Origin of the sequence: Bradyrhizobium sp. USDA 4538 (genome assembly GCF_024171045.1) — a bacterium.
In the GTDB taxonomy this organism is placed as follows: domain Bacteria; phylum Pseudomonadota; class Alphaproteobacteria; order Rhizobiales; family Xanthobacteraceae; genus Bradyrhizobium; species Bradyrhizobium australafricanum.
The window spans coordinates 6983489-7000632 of sequence record NZ_JALJZE010000001.1; the positions used below are offsets into that span (position 1 = coordinate 6983489).

Sequence of the window (17144 nt, forward strand, 5' to 3'; positions counted from 1 at the left end):
CTGTCGCAACGCGAGCAGCCGGCCGCGCGGCTATTCGCCGGGCACGATGCTCGGCGCGAGGATCGCCTCGAGGTGCTCGGGACGGTCGCGGTTGGCGTGGGTCAGGAATTCGTCGGCGATGCCGCGGAGCTGCTTGCTCAGCACGCCGGCGACGACCGCGGTGTCGAGCTTGGTGCGGTTGCGCACGATCGCCTGCACGGCGTTGATGTGGTGCGCAATCAGCTGCGGCGGCACGGCGCCGAGATCCGGCGCGTGCTCGATGATGCGGCACAGGCTCTCCGCGGCTGCGGCCGCCGACGGATAGCCGAATGTCGCGGCATCACCCTTGATGTCATGCGCGGCGCGGAACAGCTCCTCGCGCGTCTTGTCGCTGAAGCCCTCGCGCAGCACGGTGGCGTGTGCGGCGGAGAGGCGGTCGGCCTCGATCGTCATCCACTCCTTGAACTCGCCCGACAGCCCGGCGAGCGCCTTTTCGGCGCGGCCGACAGGATCGTCGAGATCGCTCTCGGGGACGCGCAGCAGCATCTTGCGCAGCGGATTGGGCTGCGTGATGACGTGGTGCGTGCTGAAACTCTTGACCTCGATCGTCCCGGGTTTGTCTTTCGCCATGGCGATGTCCTAGATGGCCGAGCGCGCCTTTTCGAGCAGCGACGGTTGTTGCAGCACCTCGACCTCGCCGCTGCCGCGGCGTTCGGGGCCGATATAGGTGTTGGTGGTGTTCCGGCGGCGGTCAGGACCGAAATAGGTCTTGGTCTTGATGAACGGGCGCGGGTTGGCGACCACGTTCATGATGCGCTGGTAGAGGCCCTTGGCCGAGATCGGCTTGGCCAAGAATTCGGTGACGCCGGCATCGCGCGCCACGGTGACACGGCGCTTCTCGGAATGCCCGGTCAGCATGATGATCGGCGCGTAGGGGTTGCCCTTGGATTCCGGCTGCCGGATCATCTGCGCAAGCTCGAGCCCGTCGAAGATCGGCATCGACCAGTCGGTGATGACGATGTCGGGCACGTAGTGCGTATACATCTCGAGCGCGGTGGCGCCGTCCTCGGCCTCATACACCTCGCGCGCGCCGAACGAATGCAGCAGCGTCCGCAGGATGCGGCGCATGTGCGGATTGTCGTCGCAAATCAAAAATCGCAGCTTGTTGAAATCGATGCGATACATGGTCCGGCCCTGATAGGGCATACCGGGCCAATGCGGTATTACCCGACGTTAACCATATCCCGCCCGGGGTTAATGATTGGTTGCCGGGCAAGGAGGCAGACGCCGTCAGTAGCCGAACTGCTCGCGCAGGATGCGTTCTTCCAGCGAGTGGCCGGGGTCGAACAGCATCCGCATCGCGATCGTCTTGTCGGACAACACCTCGACCCGGCGGACGTCGCGGACCTCGTCATGATCGGCGACCGCGGCGACCGGGCGCTTCTCGCCCTCGATCACCTCGATCACCACGAAGGCGGAATTCGGCAGCAGCGCGCCGCGCCAGCGCCGCGGCCGGAACGCGCTGATCGGGGTCAGCGCCAACAGCGCCGCGTTGATCGGCAGGATCGGCCCCTGGGCGGAGAGGTTGTAGGCGGTCGATCCGGCCGGCGTCGCCACCAGGATGCCGTCGGCCATCAGCTCGGGCATCCGCTCGTGCTCGTCGATCAGGATGCGCAGCTTGGCGACCTGGTAGGTCTGCCGGAACAGCGCGACCTCGTTGATGGCGTGATGCAGATGCACGGCGCCGTGGATGTCGGTCGCGCGCATCAACAGCGGATTGATCAGCGACTCCCGCGCGGCGGCAAGCCGGGCGCGCAGATCATGCGTCGAATATTCGTTCATCAGGAAGCCGACCGTGCCGCGGTGCATGCCGTAGATCGGCTTGCCGCTGCGCATGTTGGCGTGCAGCGTCTGCAGCATCAAACCGTCGCCGCCGAGCGCGACCACGACGTCGGCATCCGCGGGTAGATGGTTGCCGTACATTTCCGTCAGCTGCTCGAGCGCCGACTGCGCTTCCACGCTCGCGCTGGCGACGAAGGCGATCTTGTCATACCGCTTGGAGCTGGCCATTCGCTCACGAACTCGTTTGGCACGGAACACGCCGCGCTCGTCTATACATCCCGGGCGGCCTTGTCGAGATGGTCCGGGAACGGACCGCATGCCACGCCGGCGCCGCCAAACTAGCGCAGTTTGCTGCTCGATTGCGTAAATCGGGGCGCAGGGAGTGAACGATATGGCTAACAGTCTTGCGACACGGCTCGCCGCGGCGTTGCTGGTGGCCTGCCTTGCGACCGCGGCGCGAGCCGACGATGACGTCCCGCAGCCATCGCCGTCGCCGAGCGCGCAGGCCCCAAGCGGCCAGAACCCAGGTGGTCAGAACCCGAGCGGCCAGAAGGGGCGGGCAGGGCGCGGCAGCGAGGCCGGCTCCGGCGCCAACGCTGCGGCCAGCGGCTCGACCGCCGAGCAGCACCGCCTGCCGCCGGACTCCACGACCAAGCAATCGGTCGCGCTGCCTACCCGCACGCTGAACTTCAGCGCGACCGCGGGCTCGATCCGCGTGTTCGACGACAAGGGCGAGCCGCTCGCCGACATCGCTTATACATCCTACCAACTCGACGGCGCCGAGAAGGCGAACCGGCCGGTGACCTTCCTGTTCAACGGCGGTCCGGGCTCCGCGTCGGCTTGGCTGCAATTGGGCAATGTCGGGCCATGGCGGCTGCCGTTCGACGGCGCGGTGTCCTCGGCCGCGCCCGAGCTGCAGGCCAATGCCGACACCTGGCTCGATTTCACCGATCTCGTCTTCATCGACCCGGTCGGCACCGGCTACAGCCGCTTCGTCACCACCTCGGAGGAGGCGCGCAAGCGCTTCTTCACCGTTGACGGCGACGCCAATTCGGTCGCGCTGGTGATCCGCCGCTGGCTGGAGAAGTACGACCGGCTGACCTCGCCGAAATATCTCGTCGGCGAAAGCTATGGCGGCATTCGCGGGCCCAAGGTGGTGCGCAATTTGCAGATGCAGCAGGGCGTCGGCGTCCGCGGCCTGGTGCTGATCTCGCCGGTGCTCGATTTCCGCGAATATACCGGCTCCAGCCTCCTGCAATATGTCGCAAGCCTGCCGACCATGGCGGCGGTGGCGCGACAGGCAAAGGGCCCGGTGACGCGCGAGGATCTCGCCGACGTCGAGAGCTACGCGCGCGGCGATTTCCTGCTCGACCTCGTCAAGGGGCAGGCCGACACCGAGGCCACCACGCGGCTCGCCGACAAGGTCGCAAGCCTGACCGGGATCGATCAGGTGGTGAGCCGCAGGCTGGCCGGCCGCTTCGACATCGGTGAATTCCGCCGCGAGTTCGATCGCAAGAGCGGCAAGGTGACCGGCCGCTACGACGCCTCCATCGAGGGCTTCGATCCCTATCCGGATTCCAGCTATTTCCGCTTCAACGATCCGTCCGGCGATCCGCTGATGGCGCCTTTGACCAGCGCCGCCGTCGACCTCACCACGCGCAAGCTGAACTGGCGGCCGGACGGCTCCTATCATCTGCTCAGCGAAAGCGTGAACAAGGCCTGGGAGTTCGGTCACGGCATCAGTCCGGCGGAGTCGGTGACGCAGCTTCGCCAGGCGCTGGCGCTCGACCCCAACCTGAAACTCCTGGTCGGCCACGGCCTGTTCGATCTCGCCACGCCGTACTTCGCCTCGAAGATCATCCTCGATCAGTTGCCGGCCTTCGCGGGCCCGAGCCGCACCAGGCTCGCGGTCTATCCCGGCGGCCACATGTTCTACTCCCGCGACGGCTCGCGCCAGGCGTTCCGCAAGGAGGTCGAGGCGCTGATGAGGTAAGGGGATGTGGCGGTGTGGATTGCGCCGTCGCTGCAAATACGGTCGTCGTCCTGGCGAAAGCCAGGACCTATAACCACCAAATTCGATTGTGAACGGGATCGCGGCCCCGGCGTCGCGCAACAAATTCCGCTTGGGGTAATGGGTCCTGGCTTTCGCCAGGACGACATCGATAGTGTGACACGGCCGACATCCACCTTCGTCGTCCCGGCGAAAGTCCGCAGCGGAAGTTGGGAGCGGACCTCGTCGTTCCATCATCGCGCAATGGTTCGCGGAATGTCGGGGTTCGTCGCCGGCCAGGCCGCGGCGCGGCGCGACAATAAATTACGTCCGCTTGCCGCGGGAGCGATCAAGCTCGCGCCGGTTCTTGTTTTGACGCGTTTTCTTCACGCGAACCGGTAGCCGCTTCGCGCGAAAACGCTTAGCGCTCACGGCTCCACGGGAAGAGGGAGGCCGGGAAATCGGCCGCGTAGCGGTGACCGATCGGCGGGCGGGGCTCTTCTTGCGGAGGATTCCGGTCAGGCTCGACCACCTTCCTGTAAAGATGCCAGGTCGCATGACCAAGCACCGGCAGAACGACGCAGAGACCGACGAAGAATGGCAGTGAGCCCACGGCCAGCAATACCGCAACGATCAATCCCCACGCGGCCATCTCAATTGGATTCATCATCACGGCCCGTATCGAGGTGCGGATCGCATCGATCGCGGTCGCATGACGGTCGAGCATCAGTGGAAAGGAGACGACGCTGACGCATAGGGCAACCAAGGCGAAAAGGAAGCCGACGCCGCATCCGACGATGATGAGCGACCAGCCTTCGGGCGTCGTCAACACACGCTTTGCGAAATCAGGGATGCTCGCAGCCGGCGCATAACCGAACGTCATGATGTAGATCGCGTCCGCGGTGGCGATCCAGACCCCGAACAGAACGAACAGAAGAACGCCAAGTTCGAACATGGCGCCGAACGACGGCGCGCGCAGCACCTGCATCGCATCCCAGGCTCCTGGCTCCTCTCCGCGTTCGCGCCGTCGGCTCAGTTCGTAGAGGCCGAGGCCGGCGAAAGGACCGATCAGGGCGAAGCCGGCGGCGAGCGGAAACAGCAGCGGCAGCACCGAATAGCCAAGCACAAGTCTGAACAGGACAAGTCCGAGCACGGGATACATCACGCACAGGACGATTGCGTGGGTCGGGATGGCCTTGAAGTCTTCCCAGCCGAGGCGCAACGCGTCGCCCAGGTCGGAAAGGCTGATCTTGCGAACGACGAAGGCGGTAGAGACGCCAAACAATTGCAGCTTGGGTCGTGCGAACACCGTGGTCATGGTTCCGGTCTCCTTGCTTGTGGCCGCAGGGGAACGGAGCGCCATCAACACACGCACATCCGCCTCATGCGCGAAAATCGCGACTGAGTCCGGCAAATCAGATTCAACCAGAAGGAGCTTGCCGGACGACGCCTGTCGCAACCGGTCAAGTAAAACTAGTCCGATGCGCGGCAGAAGCAAGGTGGCGAATGCGGTCGGGAGAATTGTGCAGATGCACAAACGAGGTCTTGCGATGCACCATGCGATTGGGGAGGGCCGATCAGTGTTCGCGGCATCCAATGCATTCCCGCCAACACGCGCCGGACAGCGGTGGGCATTACTCCTCTATTGACGTCTGGCTCGATGGGTACCATGTTGATGCTTGACGCCCCCAGCTCCGATGAGGTTGCGGCCGTGACGTTGAGTTTTTGTCATGTCCCAGCATCGCGACCGGCAGAATGGGCGAGGCAAAAGCCACGGTGATGGTGAACGTGAGACCATCCCTCTGACGTGAGCTCCGCCCTTTCGTTCGTCTCCGCAGCCTTCAATGGCAAGGAGGAATGAGGGATGGCTGTAGCGATTTTACTGCTCCTGGTTGCCGTCGCCTCGGTGCTGTTCCACCTCTACAGCCCCTGGTGGTGGACCCCGATTGCCTCGAACTGGAGCTATATCGACCACACGATCAACCTGACATTCTGGATCACCGGAGCGGTGTTCTGCGCGGTGATCGTGTTCATGGCCTATTGCGTCCTGCGCTTTCACCACACCGAGGGACGGCGCGCCCACTACAATCCCGAGAACAAGAAGCTCGAATGGTGGCTCAGCATCGGCACCGCGATCGGCGTCGTCGCCATGCTGGCGCCGGGCCTCATCGTCTGGCACCAGTTCGTCACCGTTCCCGCCGACGCGACCGACGTTGAGGTCGTTGGACAACAGTGGATGTGGAGTTATCGGCTTCCGGGAAAGGACGGCCGGCTCGGCACGTCAGATGCGCGCCTGATCAGCTCCGACAATCCACTCGGGTTGAATCCCAATGATCCGAACGGGCAGGACGACATCGTCGTGCAAAACGAGGATCTGCATCTGCCGGTCGGGAAGCCGGTGAAGGTGCTGCTCCGCTCGATCGACGTCCTGCATGATTTCTACGTGCCCGAATTCCGGGCGAAGATGGATATGATCCCTGGCTCGGTGACCTACTACTGGCTCACGCCGACCCGGACCGGAACCTTCGACGTCCTCTGCGCGGAGCTTTGCGGTGCCGCGCACGCACAGATGCGCAGCAAGGTCGTCGTGGAAGAAGAGAAGGAATATCACGCGTGGCTGGACAAGCAGCACACGTTCGCCGCCTTGTCCGGCCAGCGCAACGTCGCGAAGGCCGCGTACAAGACTGGCAGCGAATGAACATGCCGACGAGGATCGGCCGGATGTTCGGCCGGATATGAAGTGAACTCGTCGCTGAGCGGAAGACCAAGGAGGGTATTCCGATGGTCGATATCCCGTTTGATGAGGTCGCAGGCATCCCGCCCGCCGAAGTAGGTGAGGTCGAGCTCTATCATCCGCACAGCTGGTGGACGAGGTACGTCTTTTCGCAAGACGCCAAGGTGATCGCCGTCCAGTACTCGATCACGGCGATGTCGATCGGAATGGTTGCGCTGGTGCTGTCGTGGATGATGCGGCTGCAACTGGGATTTCCCGGCACATTCTCCTTCATCGATGCCAACCAGTACCTTCAGTTCATCACCATGCACGGCATGATCATGGTGATCTACCTGCTCACGGCGTTGTTCCTCGGCGGCTTCGGCAACTACCTCATCCCGCTGATGGTCGGCGCGCGGGACATGGTCTTCCCCTACGTGAACATGCTGAGCTATTGGGTCTACCTGCTCGCGGTGCTGGTGCTGGCCGCGACGTTCTTCGTGCCGGGCGGGCCGACCGGCGCCGGTTGGACGCTTTATCCACCCCAGGCGATTCTCTCCGGTACCCCCGGGCAGGACTGGGGCATCGTTCTCATGCTGGCCTCGCTGATCCTGTTCATCATCGGCTTCACGATGGGCGGGCTCAATTACGTGGTAACAGTATTGCAGGCCCGCACACGCGGCATGACCTTGATGCGCATGCCCTTGACGGTGTGGGGCATCTTCACCGCGACCGTGATGGCGCTGCTGGCGTTCCCGGCGCTGTTCGTGGCCTCGGTGATGCTGCTGCTGGACCGCCTCCTTGGAACCAGCTTCTTCATGCCGACACTGGTCGAGATGGGCCAGCTGACCAAGTATGGCGGCGGCAGCCCGATCCTGTTCCAGCATTTGTTCTGGTTCTTCGGCCATCCCGAGGTCTACATCGTCGCGCTGCCGGCGTTCGGCATCATCTCGGATCTGATCAGTACGCACGCGCGCAAGAACATCTTCGGCTATCGCATGATGGTCTGGGCGATCGTGGCGATCGGGGCGCTGAGCTTCGTCGTGTGGGCGCACCACATGTATGTCAGCGGCATGCACCCGTATTTCGGGTTCTTCTTCGCCACCACGACGCTCATCATCGCGATCCCGACCGCGATCAAGGTCTACAACTGGGTGCTGACGCTTTGGCGCGGCGACATCCATCTCACGGTGCCGATGCTGTTTGCGCTCGGCTTCATCGTCACCTTCGTCAATGGCGGCCTGACGGGGCTGTTCCTCGGCAACGTTGTCGTCGACGTTCCACTGTCGGATACGATGTTCGTCGTCGCGCACTTCCACATGGTGATGGGGATTGCGCCGATCATGGCCGTGTTCGGCGGGATCTATCATTGGTATCCAAAGGTCACCGGGCGGATGCTCAATGACGCGCTCGGACGCTTCCACTTCTGGGTGACGTTCATCGGGGCCTATGCGGTGTTCTTCCCGATGCACTATCTCGGCCTGCTCGGGATGCCGCGCCGCTATCACGACATCGGCGAGACCTCGTTCGTCCCGGCCTCCGCCCATGACCTCAATGCGTTCATGAGCGTGGCGGCGCTGATTGTCGGCTTCGCCCAGCTCGTCTTCCTGTTCAATCTGGTCTGGAGCCTGTTCAAGGGGAGAGAGGCGGGCGGCAATCCCTGGGGTGCCACCTCGCTGGAATGGCAGACGCCGGAGACCCCGCCGGGGCACGGCAACTGGGGCAAGGAGCTCCCCGTCGTCTATCGCTGGGCCTATGATTACAGCGTGCCCGGTTCCGCGAGAGACTTCATCCCGCAGAATGAACCGCCGGCCAAGGTGCTGGCCCAGGGGGCCCATCCGTGAGTGCCATCGTCCTGTTCATTGCTACGATTGCAGCGATCGCGGGATGGTGGCTCTCGCAGCAACGGCTGGCCGCCAAGCCGTGGCTGGAGCAGGGCATTGCCGTGGATCTTCGCGGCGATCTCGGCTCTTCGGTGCCGGCGGCGAAAATCGGCCTCGGTGTCTTTCTCGCGGTGGTCGGCTCGCTGTTCGCGCTCCTGATCAGCGCCTACTCGATGCGCACCACCATGGTGGACTGGCGCGAGCTGCCGCTGCCGAGGCTGGTGTGGTTCAACACCGGCGTCCTCGTCATCAGCAGCGTGGCGCTGCAATGGGCGCTGATGGCCGCGCGCCGCGACGACCGTGAGGGCCTGATCGCGGGTCTGTTGGCCGGCGGTGCATCGGCCGTGATGTTCCTGATCGGGCAGCTCGTGGTGTGGCAGCAGCTCAACATCGCCGGCTATGTCATGGCGTCGAATCCGGCCAATTCCTTCTTCTATCTGATCACCGCGCTCCACGGGCTGCACGTGACCGGCGGCCTGGTGGCGCTCGGCAGGGCGACCGTAAAACTGTGGCGCGGCGCGCCGATGACGCAGATGCGCCTGAGCGTCGAGCTTTGTACCATCTACTGGCATTTCCTGTTGCTAGTGTGGCTGGTCCTGCTCGGTCTGCTGACGGGCTGGACCGACAATTTCGTCGACATCTGTCGCCAGTTGCTCACCTAGCGAGGCAGGAAGCGATGACAGAAACCACACTCGCAACCCCCAAGGCGCTGCCCGGAACGATACCCGGATTGCGCGGCATCGCCGCCGACTGGGCCTCGGACCAGCGCGCGTTCAAGAACGTGTCCTGGGGGAAGGCCATGATGTGGATCTTCCTTCTGAGCGACACCTTCATCTTCAGCTGCTTCCTGCTGTCGTACATGACGGCGCGAATGTCGACGACCGTGCCGTGGCCCAACCCCAGCGAAGTATTCGCGCTCAATATCGGCGGCCAGCACATCCCGCTCATCCTGATCGCGATCATGACCTTCATCCTGATCAGCAGCAGCGGGACGATGGCGATGGCCGTCAACTTCGGTTACCGCCGGGATCGCGTCAAAACGGCCGCCTTGATGCTGGCCACCGCGGCATTCGGCGCGACGTTCGTCGGAATGCAGGCCTTCGAATGGACCAAGCTGATCATGGAGGGCGTGCGGCCCTGGGGCAACCCGTGGGGCGCACCGCAATTTGGCGCTTCCTTCTTCATGATCACCGGCTTCCACGGCACCCACGTGACCATCGGTGTGATCTTCCTGATCGCCATCGCGCGAAAGGTTTGGCGGGGAGACTTCGACGTCGAGCGGCGCGGCTTTTTCACGAGCCGCAAGGGCTACTACGAGATCGTCGAAATCATGGGCCTGTACTGGCATTTCGTCGATCTGGTCTGGGTGTTCATCTTTGCCTTCTTTTATCTCTGGTGAGGTCGCGCATGACAGAAGCAGCGGTACATGTGGAAGGGCAGGCAGCACAGCATGCGCTACACAGCTATGTGCATGGTGCGGTGGCATCGGGCGCCGCGCATGCAGAGGGCCAGCAGCACCCGATCAAGCTCTATCTCGTGGTCTGGGGATGGTTGTTCGTGCTCAGCACTTGCTCCTATCTCGTCGACTATTTTGGTATCCACGGCCACCTGCGATGGTCGCTGATCCTGCTGTTCATGGTGCTGAAGGCCGGCCTGATCGTCGCTGTATTCATGCACATGGCCTGGGAGCGGTTGGCGTTGGCCTACGCCATCCTGTTGCCGCCGGTGCTGGTGCTGGTTTTTGTCGGGATCATGATGTTCGAATCCGACTATACGCATCTGCTTCGGGTGATGTTCTTCGCGTCAGCAAGCTAAGAATGGGACGGCCATGACCGCGTGGGTCATGCTGGACAAGGCAAGGCGTCCTGAAGGCGGAGGACTCGCCAGATCGTCCGGAACCCTGCGATGCAGGCCTTTGGCCGATGGTTTTTTCGAACCGACGAGGAATTAGTCTCGTGCAAATCAATCGTTCAATTCTTCGCCGGAGCTATGCCAACATCGGAGACTACGTCGCACTGACGAAACCGCGCGTGATGTCGCTGGTCGTCTTTACCGCACTGGTCGGTCTCATGGTCGCACCAGGCGGCATCGATCCCTTCACCGGGTTCGCCGCTCTTCTTTGCATAGCCGCGGGAGCTGGCGCCGCAGCTGCGCTCAATATGTGGTACGACGCCGACATCGATGCGGTGATGGCGCGCACCGCCATCCGTCCAATTCCCAGCGGCCGCATATCGCGCCCGGAAGCATTGGTCTTCGGATTGATGCTCGGCACGTGCGCGGTCCTCGCCCTCGGCACCTTGCTGAACATGGCCGCTGCTGCGCTGCTTGCTTTCACAATCTTCTTCTACGTCGTCGTCTACACGATGTGGCTCAAACGCCGAACGCCGCAGAATATCGTTATTGGCGGTGCCGCCGGCGCGCTCCCTCCGGTGATTGGCTGGGCTGCGGTCACGGGACATGTTGGGCTCGAGCCGCTCATCCTGTTTCTGATCATCTTCCTCTGGACGCCACCCCACTTCTGGGCACTGTCGCTCAATCTTGCTGGAGAATACGCCCGTGCCGGTGTGCCGATGTTGCCGGTCGTGGCTGGCAAGACAGAAACAAAGCGCCAGATCCTTCTCTATTGCGTGCTTTTGGTTCCGATCTCACTGCTGCCTTGTGCGCTGGGGTTCGCGGGAGCCGTCTACGGCGCGGCCGCGGCGACGCTGGGAGCGATCATGATTTTTCTCGCATGGCAGTTGCGCCGGAGCGACGACAAGAAGAGGCGGCCTGCTCGTCGCTTGTTCGTGTTTTCGATGCTCTATCTGGTCCTGCTTTTTGGGGGGCTGCTGATGAATGCTGCACCCTACGCTCAGTCCCACTGACTGGACGCATTCGAATCGACAGCCGCGCTGGGCGGTATTCGGAAAAATCGAATATTGTTGCCGAGCGGGCTTGCGCCGCCGGGCAGCTCGGTGATTGAAGTTCGCAGGCACCCGCCAGGGACGGCCCTAGCGCTCGTCCCGCATATATGGACTTCGCTGGGAGACGAGCCTCAAGTCTTGATCTGCCGACATCGTCTGGAGCCCGTGCATATGTGGCCCGCTCGCCGGGTTGCCCAACAGGATCCAGGCGATGGCGCCCGTGGCCAGCATTCCGCCGCAAATAACCAAAAGGTCCCGCCTCATCGCGCGTCCTCCGTATGCGGCCATTTCCAAGCATAAATCAGGCCAATCCATTCGGACACGGACAGGTGCGGCGCACGGGATAGCGTTGGACAAGTAGGACAGGCTCGCCCTAAGCTTCGGCCATTGCAGCAACCAGGCGCGGTTCAAGAATGGACTGGTCCTACTATCTCGGGGGCACTGCCATTGTCCTGCTCCTTCTTGCCTATCGGCTGCATGGCGGGCTGTTTAGGAAGAATTCACGGCGGGACGAGAAACTAAATCGACTGATTGATGAACGCATCGGACGCTTGGACCTGAAGCGCCGCAACGATTGAACCGCCCTGAAGCGGCACCTCGAGGCCAACGCAACGCCACTCTCCGGAATTATCCTCACGGCGACGGCAGAGCTACCTTGGTCTCCCGAGATGACCATCTCGGCAGATGATACTTTTTTGTGATTTGAAAAGAGATATTTGAGCAATCGAATGAAAGTCTGGGTCTATACCGACACAAGCAAGCCCGTTGGCGAGCCGGAGCATCTGAAGATTTTCGCGACCAATGACGCCGCGCAGTCGTGGTTCAAGCGAAACGTCCCGGGGGGCGCCGCATTTGCTTACGAGATTATTCTGGGGCCACGTTACCTCGCCAAGACGCTCCTCGTGCTGTCCGTCCTGCTTCTTGGCATCGCCGATCTCTACACCACCAACACGATCCTGAATCTCGGCCTCGGCGAGTTGAACCCGTTCATGCATGTCGCTCAGACATGGCTCGGCCCCTGGTGGCTTATCCCGAAGCTCGGTTTGACCTATTTCATGATGTGGCTGCTCTGGCGCAGCAACAACCCCTACAATATCGCGATCGTGGCGGCGTTTTGCTCCACGCCCGTACTCAACAATCTTCTGATCATAGCAAGCACGAAGTAGCGAGGAACACCAGTGGTGCCTCCGCCAGGGCAGGCGCGAGACATCACTGGCTTCGCATCGGCTCGCCCGCTGCGGCGATTACTGGCAGTAGTCCCAGAATCCTTGCGTGCGAGACGGATCGGTATAGTACCAGCACATGCCGGGCGCCGGCGCAGCACCGGCCCACGCCGCGGCCGTTGCCGCCGTCACGACCCCGATGGCTGCGCCGGCCGCGATTGCGCCGCCCCTTGGCCAGTAATACCGGCCCGGACGCGCCCATCCGCCGCCTCCCACCACCGTCCGGCCGCGAACCGCGACGTTGCCGCGCGGCCCGACGACTGCGGTGCGGCCGCGATAGGCGCCACCGCGCGGCCCAACGGCTGCGCCGCCACGGTGAACGACGGCACCTCCGCGCGGACCGACCGCTGCGCCGCCACGGCGACCGGCCGCGCGGACTGCAACGACGTCGGATGATTGCGCGGCGTGATTACCGATCGGCATCGCGCCGAGCAGCGTTGCAGACGCCGATTCAACCGGCATCGCCGCAATGATCGAGGCGGTGAGGATGGACGCTGCAAGCCTCGTTGTACGCATCAAGTCAAGCATCGATGTATCTCCTGTTGAATTCGGTTACGTCCACCGATCGATCCGGTGGGCGCGGCACTGTCCTCCGTCGATCAATCCGCTGCTGCACTCGATGCCGTCCGAGCTCGAAAAGACGAGACTGCCCGAGAGATGACCGCTGGACATCTGGGTCGCGTCAAGGCCCGCGCCGCGAACGGCGTCGCTCAGATCTTCAATTCTCGAGATGGGAAGGCGCGTCCAAACCTCGGCAGGCAGCATGTCGCGCCTCACTTGAACGGAAGCCGCCCGGCATCGGCGCGACGGCCTCATTGCACGTTCTCATCCTACGCGCTCCGTCGCGACGTTACAACCTTGGCCAGTCGCGTTGAGCGGTTTGGCCGCGGCGATCTGTCTCAGCCGTATGTCTCCACGATGAAGTCGATCAGCGCGCGCAGCTTCGGCGTCATCTTGCGATGCTTCGGCCACAAGATCTGGCGCGCGCGGCTCTGCGTCGCGTAGTCCGGCAGCAGGACCTGCAGCCGTCCCGCGGCGATATCCTCGGCCAGCAGCTCGTCGCGCATCAGCACGATGCCGGCGCCCGCCAGCGCCGCGTAACGGATGCCGAACGCGCTGTTGATGAAGAGGCGGCTCGCGACATCGACATGCACTTCGCCCTCCGGCCCGGAGAAGGTCCATCGTTGCCCGTCCGACCAGCCGGGGTAGCGTAGGCATTCATGGCGGGCGAGATCTGCCGGATGGGTCGGCGTGCCGCGTTCGGCGAGATAGCTCGGCGCTGCGCAAACCACGCCGGTATAGGGCGACAGCGAGCGCGACATCATGGTGGAGTCGGTCAGCGTGCCGACCCGGATCGCCGCATCCAGCCCTTCCTCGAGCAGATCGACCATCCTGTCGCTGAGGATGAGGTCGACCGAGACTTCCGGATATTTCTTCATGAAGCGGACCAGTGCAGGCGCCAGGCTGTACGACCCGAAGGCGACCGAGGTCGCGATGCGGAGCTTGCCGCGCGGCGCGCTCAGGGCCTCCTCGACCAGCGCATCGCCGGCCTCGGCCTGTTCAAGCAATTGCTTGCAGTGATCGAGATAGCTGCGGCCGAGCTCGGTGAGGCCCTGCCGCCGGGTCGACCGGTTGATCAATTGCGAGCCGAGCCGGTCCTCGAGAAAGCGGATATGCTTGCCGATCATGGTCGGCGACATCCGCAACTCCTTGGCCGCCGCGGTGAAGGAGCCGAGATCGGCGACGCGGGCAAACACGGACATGCTGGTCAGTCGATCCATGATTATAAACCAATGGTTATTTCACTGCGCATCAAGGCGCTACTTATGGGGTGCTGGAACTATATTTATTACCATAAGTGAGCAATCGGCGCGATGATGCGTCCGATTGCTTCGAAATGCTGCCGATTTCGCCCGGAGGGACGCAATCTCGCCGGAGCCTGAACCAGACAGGAGTGTCACGATGCCCTTCCAGATCACGATCAATGGGACCAGTCATTCGGTCGATGCCGATGGCGACACGCCGCTGCTCTGGGTGCTGCGCGACGTGCTCGGCATGACCGGCACCAAGTTCGGCTGCGGCATGGCGCTGTGCGGCGCCTGCACGGTGCATCTCGACGACACGGCGGTGCGCTCCTGCATCACGACCATCGACAGCATCGGCGACTCCAGGATCACGACCATCGAGGCGGTCGGCATGACGCCGGCGGGCAAGAAGATCCAGGACGCCTGGCTCGCGCATGAGGTGCCGCAATGCGGTTACTGCCAGTCGGGGCAGATCATGTCGGCCTCCGCGCTGCTCGCGGGCAAGCCGAAGCCGACCGATGCCGATATCGATGAAGCGATGTCGGGCAATATCTGCCGCTGCGGCACCTATGTGCGCATTCGCGAAGCCATCAAGCAAGCCGCGCAGTCGGGAGGTTGAGCCATGACGCTGATCGACAATCTGTCTGAGCGCGCTGCCGACCTGTCGCGGCGCAATTTCCTCCGCGCCGGCGCGATCGCGGGCGGCGGTCTGCTGCTCAGCGTGAGCCTGCCGTTCGCGGGCCGCGAGAGCGAGGCGGCGGCTTCCGACGGCTTCGCGCCGAACGCCTTCGTCCGGATTGGCGGCGACGGCAAGGTCGTGCTGACCATGCCCTATGTCGAGATGGGGCAGGGCACCTACACCTCGATCCCGATGCTGATCGCCGAGGAGCTCGAGATCGGCCTGACGCAGGTCCGGCTCGAACACGCGCCGCCGAGCGACAAGCTCTACGCCAACCCGCTGCTCGGCGTGCAGGCCACCGGCAATTCGAACGCAATGCGCGGCGCCTGGCAGCCGATGCGCAAAGCCGGCGCCACCGCGAAAGCGATGCTGGTCGCGGCCGCGGCGAAGCGCTGGAACGTCGAGCCTGGGACATGCCGCGCCGAGAACGGCGAGGTGCATCACGCGGCCTCTGGACGCAAGCTGGGTTACGGTGAACTCGCGACTGACGCGGCGCAGATGCCGGTGCCGGAGAATGTCACGCTGAAGAGCCCGGCCGAGTTCAAGCTGATCGGCACGCCGGCCAAGCGGCTCGATACGCCCTCCAAGATCAACGGCACGGCGGTCTACGGCATCGACGCAAGGCCGCCCGGGGTGAAGGTCGCGACGCTGGCGCAGTCGCCGGTGTTCGGCGGGCGGGTGAAGCGCGTCGACGATGCGGCGGCAAAAGCCGTCAAGGGCGTGCGTCAGATCGTGACGCTCGACGACGCAGTCGCGGTGGTGGCCGACCACATGGGGGCGGCGAAGAAAGGTCTGGCGGCGCTCACGATCGAGTGGGACGAGGGCCCTCACGCCAAGCTCGCCACATCGGATATCGCGCGCGAGCTCGAAGCCGCCACCACCAAGCCGGGCACGGTCGCGCAAAATATCGGCGACGCCGACAAGGCGATGGCGGGCGCAGCGACGAAAGTCGAGGCGACCTATCAACTGCCATTCCTCGCCCATGCGACGATGGAGCCGATGAACTGCACCGTGCATGTGCGTTCCGACGGTTGCGAGATCTGGGTCGGCAGCCAGGCGCTCTCTCGTGCCCAGGCGGTAGCCGCAAAGGTGCTGAACATGCCGCCGGAGAAGGTGGTGGTGCACAATCATCTGCTCGGCGGCGGCTTCGGCCGCAGGCTCGAGGTCGATGGTGTCATTCGCGCGGTGCAGATCGCCAAGCAGGTCGATACGCCGGTCAAGGTGGTGTGGACCCGCGAGGAGGACATCCAGCACGACATGTACCGGCCCTACTGGTGCGACCGGATTGCGGTCGGCCTCGATGCATCTGGCAAGCCGGTTGCCTGGAACAACCGCTTCGCCGGCTCGTCGGTGCTGGCGCGATGGGCGCCGCCGGCGTTCCGCAACGGGCTCGATCCCGACACGACCGAGGGCGCGATCGATCTCGTCTACGACATTCCGAACTTCCATGTCGAATATGTCCGGGTCGAACCGCCGGGCATTCCGACCGCGTTCTGGCGCAGCGTCGGGCCCTCGCACAACGTGTTCGTCACCGAAAGCGTGATCGACGAGCTGGCGGCGGCGGCGAAGCAGGATCCGGTCGATTATCGCCGCGCGCTGCTCGGCAAATCGCCGCGCGCCAAGGCGGCGCTCGAGCTCGCGGCGGCCAAGGCAGGCTGGGGCGGCAAGCTGCCGGCCGGGCGCGGACGCGGCGTGTCGCTGCAATTCGTGTTCGGCAGCTACCTCGCGCAGGTCGCCGAGGTCGAGGTCGCCAAGGACGGCTCGGTCCGTGTCCACCGCGTCGTCTGTGCGATGGATTGCGGCACCGTGGTCAATCCCGACACGGTGCAGGCGCAGCTCCAGAGTGGCATCAATTTCGGCGTCACGGCGGCGCTCTACGGCGAGATCACGCTCAAGGACGGCCGCGTCGAGCAGAGCAATTTCGACAGCTACCAGATGCTGCGCATCGATCAGGCGCCGGCGATCGAGGTCCATATCGTGCCGAGCACTGAGCCGCCGGGCGGCATGGGCGAGACCGGAACCTCGGGCATCGTGCCGGCGATCAGCAACGCGATCTTCGCGGCGACCGGCAAGCGGCTGCGCAAGATGCCGGTCGATCCGGCGGTATTGAAGCAGACCTAGGGGCGA

18 protein-coding genes are annotated in these 17144 nt (G+C 63.7%); 12 read left to right on the forward strand and 6 right to left on the reverse strand.

What is annotated here, in order from left to right; genetic code table 11:
- Window positions 1–30: 30 nt before the first annotated feature.
- From J2R78_RS31835 to J2R78_RS31845, 3 genes are all read right to left on the reverse strand, one after another.
- Window positions 31–609, reverse strand: coding sequence for an Hpt domain-containing protein (locus tag J2R78_RS31835; RefSeq protein WP_253608057.1), 579 nt, complete (start codon window positions 607–609; stop codon window positions 31–33).
- 9 nt (window positions 610–618) lie between these two features.
- On the reverse strand, window positions 619–1164 hold the full coding sequence (locus J2R78_RS31840) for a response regulator (RefSeq protein WP_028336173.1): 546 nt from the start codon (window positions 1162–1164) through the stop codon (window positions 619–621).
- Window positions 1165–1269: 105 nt separating this feature from the next.
- A complete protein-coding gene (locus J2R78_RS31845; RefSeq protein WP_253608058.1) occupies window positions 1270–2049 on the reverse strand; it encodes an NAD kinase in 780 nt (259 codons plus the stop codon).
- A gap of 163 nt (window positions 2050–2212) precedes the next feature.
- Between J2R78_RS31845 and J2R78_RS31850 the strand changes: the two genes are divergently transcribed.
- Complete coding sequence (locus tag J2R78_RS31850) at window positions 2213–3814, forward strand: S10 family peptidase (protein WP_253608059.1); 1602 nt, start codon at window positions 2213–2215, stop codon at window positions 3812–3814.
- Window positions 3815–3826: 12 nt separating this feature from the next.
- Window positions 3827–4213 (forward strand): hypothetical protein, encoded by a 387-nt coding sequence (locus tag J2R78_RS31855; RefSeq protein WP_253608060.1) that lies wholly within the window; start codon window positions 3827–3829, stop codon window positions 4211–4213.
- A gap of 19 nt (window positions 4214–4232) precedes the next feature.
- Here the strand turns inward: J2R78_RS31855 and J2R78_RS31860 are convergent, their stop codons facing one another.
- Complete coding sequence (locus J2R78_RS31860; RefSeq protein WP_026192934.1) at window positions 4233–5129, reverse strand: DUF2189 domain-containing protein; 897 nt, start codon at window positions 5127–5129, stop codon at window positions 4233–4235.
- Window positions 5130–5675: 546 nt separating this feature from the next.
- Between J2R78_RS31860 and J2R78_RS31865 the strand changes: the two genes are divergently transcribed.
- The 8 genes from J2R78_RS31865 to J2R78_RS31900 all read left to right on the forward strand — a co-directional run bounded on the left by J2R78_RS31865 (window position 5676) and on the right by J2R78_RS31900 (window position 12476).
- Entirely contained in the window at window positions 5676–6509 is an 834-nt protein-coding gene (locus J2R78_RS31865) for a cytochrome c oxidase subunit II (RefSeq protein WP_076831602.1), read from the forward strand.
- An 83-nt stretch (window positions 6510–6592) separates the two neighbouring features.
- A complete protein-coding gene (gene ctaD, locus J2R78_RS31870) occupies window positions 6593–8368 on the forward strand; it encodes a cytochrome c oxidase subunit I (protein WP_229159874.1) in 1776 nt (591 codons plus the stop codon).
- Window positions 8365–9069 carry a cytochrome c oxidase subunit 3 gene (locus tag J2R78_RS31875; RefSeq protein ID WP_225160231.1) on the forward strand — a complete coding sequence of 235 codons (705 nt, stop codon included), beginning with the start codon at window positions 8365–8367 and terminating at the stop codon, window positions 9067–9069. Before ctaD ends, J2R78_RS31875 begins: the two co-directional genes overlap by 4 nt.
- A gap of 14 nt (window positions 9070–9083) precedes the next feature.
- Entirely contained in the window at window positions 9084–9806 is a 723-nt protein-coding gene (locus tag J2R78_RS31880) for a heme-copper oxidase subunit III family protein (RefSeq protein ID WP_057019651.1), read from the forward strand.
- Window positions 9807–9814: 8 nt separating this feature from the next.
- Complete coding sequence (locus J2R78_RS31885; RefSeq protein ID WP_050384760.1) at window positions 9815–10222, forward strand: cytochrome C oxidase subunit IV family protein; 408 nt, start codon at window positions 9815–9817, stop codon at window positions 10220–10222.
- A 140-nt stretch (window positions 10223–10362) separates the two neighbouring features.
- Window positions 10363–11271: a heme o synthase gene (locus J2R78_RS31890; RefSeq protein ID WP_253608061.1), complete on the forward strand. Its 909-nt coding sequence runs from the start codon at window positions 10363–10365 to the stop codon at window positions 11269–11271.
- 452 nt (window positions 11272–11723) lie between these two features.
- Window positions 11724–11888, forward strand: a complete 165-nt coding sequence (locus J2R78_RS31895) for a hypothetical protein (protein WP_168856726.1) — start codon at window positions 11724–11726, stop codon at window positions 11886–11888.
- Between the two features lie 150 nt (window positions 11889–12038).
- Complete coding sequence (locus J2R78_RS31900) at window positions 12039–12476, forward strand: DUF5658 family protein (protein ID WP_057019648.1); 438 nt, start codon at window positions 12039–12041, stop codon at window positions 12474–12476.
- A 78-nt stretch (window positions 12477–12554) separates the two neighbouring features.
- On the opposite strand, the gene J2R78_RS31905 is transcribed toward J2R78_RS31900, so the two are convergent.
- On the reverse strand, window positions 12555–13061 hold the full coding sequence (locus tag J2R78_RS31905; RefSeq protein WP_225160228.1) for a hypothetical protein: 507 nt from the start codon (window positions 13059–13061) through the stop codon (window positions 12555–12557).
- Window positions 13062–13432: 371 nt separating this feature from the next.
- Window positions 13433–14314, reverse strand: a complete 882-nt coding sequence (locus tag J2R78_RS31910; RefSeq protein ID WP_253608062.1) for a LysR substrate-binding domain-containing protein — start codon at window positions 14312–14314, stop codon at window positions 13433–13435.
- 181 nt (window positions 14315–14495) lie between these two features.
- Between J2R78_RS31910 and J2R78_RS31915 the strand changes: the two genes are divergently transcribed.
- Together J2R78_RS31915 and J2R78_RS31920 are read left to right on the forward strand one after the other, a co-directional pair.
- Entirely contained in the window at window positions 14496–14957 is a 462-nt protein-coding gene (locus J2R78_RS31915; protein ID WP_057019645.1) for a (2Fe-2S)-binding protein, read from the forward strand.
- A 3-nt stretch (window positions 14958–14960) separates the two neighbouring features.
- Entirely contained in the window at window positions 14961–17138 is a 2178-nt protein-coding gene (locus J2R78_RS31920) for a xanthine dehydrogenase family protein molybdopterin-binding subunit (protein ID WP_253608063.1), read from the forward strand.
- Window positions 17139–17144: the final 6 nt, after the last annotated feature.

Coding starts and splice junctions, on each gene's coding strand:
- J2R78_RS31835 (WP_253608057.1), bottom strand. CDS start 609: ATGGCGAAAGACAAACCCGGGACGATCGAGGTCAAGAGTTTCAGCACG.
- J2R78_RS31840 (WP_028336173.1), bottom strand. CDS start 1,164: ATGTATCGCATCGATTTCAACAAGCTGCGATTTTTGATTTGCGACGAC.
- J2R78_RS31845 (WP_253608058.1), bottom strand. CDS start 2,049: ATGGCCAGCTCCAAGCGGTATGACAAGATCGCCTTCGTCGCCAGCGCG.
- J2R78_RS31850 (WP_253608059.1), top strand. CDS start 2,213: ATGGCTAACAGTCTTGCGACACGGCTCGCCGCGGCGTTGCTGGTGGCC.
- J2R78_RS31860 (WP_026192934.1), bottom strand. CDS start 5,129: ATGACCACGGTGTTCGCACGACCCAAGCTGCAATTGTTTGGCGTCTCT.
- J2R78_RS31865 (WP_076831602.1), top strand. CDS start 5,676: ATGGCTGTAGCGATTTTACTGCTCCTGGTTGCCGTCGCCTCGGTGCTG.
- ctaD (WP_229159874.1), top strand. CDS start 6,593: ATGGTCGATATCCCGTTTGATGAGGTCGCAGGCATCCCGCCCGCCGAA.
- J2R78_RS31880 (WP_057019651.1), top strand. CDS start 9,084: ATGACAGAAACCACACTCGCAACCCCCAAGGCGCTGCCCGGAACGATA.
- J2R78_RS31885 (WP_050384760.1), top strand. CDS start 9,815: ATGACAGAAGCAGCGGTACATGTGGAAGGGCAGGCAGCACAGCATGCG.
- J2R78_RS31895 (WP_168856726.1), top strand. CDS start 11,724: ATGGACTGGTCCTACTATCTCGGGGGCACTGCCATTGTCCTGCTCCTT.
- J2R78_RS31900 (WP_057019648.1), top strand. CDS start 12,039: ATGAAAGTCTGGGTCTATACCGACACAAGCAAGCCCGTTGGCGAGCCG.
- J2R78_RS31905 (WP_225160228.1), bottom strand. CDS start 13,061: ATGCTTGACTTGATGCGTACAACGAGGCTTGCAGCGTCCATCCTCACC.
- J2R78_RS31910 (WP_253608062.1), bottom strand. CDS start 14,314: ATGGATCGACTGACCAGCATGTCCGTGTTTGCCCGCGTCGCCGATCTC.
- J2R78_RS31915 (WP_057019645.1), top strand. CDS start 14,496: ATGCCCTTCCAGATCACGATCAATGGGACCAGTCATTCGGTCGATGCC.
- J2R78_RS31920 (WP_253608063.1), top strand. CDS start 14,961: ATGACGCTGATCGACAATCTGTCTGAGCGCGCTGCCGACCTGTCGCGG.